General features: G+C 49.7%; 2 tRNA genes and 1 rRNA gene. All 3 read left to right on the top strand.

Features of this window, described 5'->3' with window-relative positions:
- Nucleotides 1–106 (top strand): 16S ribosomal RNA (locus KUW00_RS06495); the annotation flags it as partial.
- A gap of 103 nt (nt 107–209) precedes the next feature.
- Nucleotides 210–286: transfer RNA gene (locus tag KUW00_RS06490), tRNA-Ile, on the top strand.
- Nucleotides 287–324: 38 nt separating this feature from the next.
- Nucleotides 325–400, top strand: a tRNA-Ala gene (locus tag KUW00_RS06485).
- Nucleotides 401–616 lie beyond the last annotated feature (216 nt).

Genomic DNA, 616 nt, shown 5'->3' with positions numbered 1-616 from the left:
GTGGTTAGCCTAACTTCGGAGGGCGATCACCACGGTGTGGTTCATGACTGGGGTGAAGTCGTAACAAGGTAGCCGTAGGGGAACCTGCGGCTGGATCACCTCCTTAAACGACACGTCATATGACTGTCGGTAAGTGCTCACAATGAATTACCTGATCAAGCAAGAGCAGTGACTGTTTGGGTTAAATGCTAAGACCCAGCGTGACAAATGGGTCTGTAGCTCAGTTGGTTAGAGCGCACCCCTGATAAGGGTGAGGTCGGCAGTTCAAATCTGCCCAGACCCACCATTTCTCAGCTGGTTCTAGTCAACAACCCAAATCGATATGGGGCCTTAGCTCAGCTGGGAGAGCGCAACACTGGCAGTGTTGAGGTCAGCGGTTCGATCCCGCTAGGCTCCACCATTTCTCATCTCGAGTAAAACAGTCGTCAAGTTCTAAGCAAGATGCTTGTTCGCCACCAGGCGATATCAAGTCTCTCGCTTAGAGCTTTTGCTCTAACGCTCTTTAACAATGTATATCATGCTGACAAAGTAAGATACGTTTCAAGCGTATCCGGCAATTGTCGTGACATCATCGATTGACAGACCCTTTGGGGTTATATGGTCAAGCGATGAAGCG

Origin of the sequence: Halomonas sp. DP5N14-9 (assembly GCF_019802175.1) — a bacterium.
In the GTDB taxonomy this organism is placed as follows: domain Bacteria; phylum Pseudomonadota; class Gammaproteobacteria; order Pseudomonadales; family Halomonadaceae; genus Halomonas; species Halomonas litopenaei.
Note: the sequence above shows the minus strand (reverse complement) of the source record. Positions and strands in the feature narration are given on the sequence as shown.